Annotated in this window: 1 protein-coding gene; it reads left to right on the forward strand. The window is 74.7% G+C overall.

The window, feature by feature from the left end:
- On the forward strand, window positions 1-431 hold a 431-nt coding region (locus LPA54_RS39595), incomplete at both ends, for an XdhC family protein (RefSeq protein WP_228985239.1).

The following is a 431-nucleotide window of genomic DNA, read 5'->3' on the forward strand; positions in this document are numbered from 1 at the left end:
GTGCGTACGAGGGCGGCTTCGGCGCGCACCCGGACCTGGACCGCACGGTCGCCGCCGAGGCGGGCGCCTTCCTGGACGCGGGCCGCACCGGCACCGTGGAGACGGGGGAGGCGGGCTCGCCCTGCGGGGCGCCGGTCACCGTGCTGGTGGAGACGTCGGCGCCGCCGCCCCGGATGATCGTCTTCGGGGCGATCGACTTCGCGGCGGCGCTGGTACGGGTCGGCAAGTTCCTCGGCCACCACGTCACCGTGTGCGACGCCCGGCCAGTGTTCGCGACCCGGGCCCGTTTCCCGGAGGCGGACGAGGTGGTGGTCGACTGGCCGCACCGCTATCTGCGCACCACGCGCACCGACGCCCGCACGGTGCTGTGCGTGCTGACGCACGACGCCAAGTTCGACGTGCCGCTGCTGGAGGTGGCACTGGGACTGCCG

The sequence above is a fragment of the Streptomyces sp. DH12 genome (assembly GCF_020873895.1).
Lineage (GTDB): Bacteria > Actinomycetota > Actinomycetes > Streptomycetales > Streptomycetaceae > Streptomyces.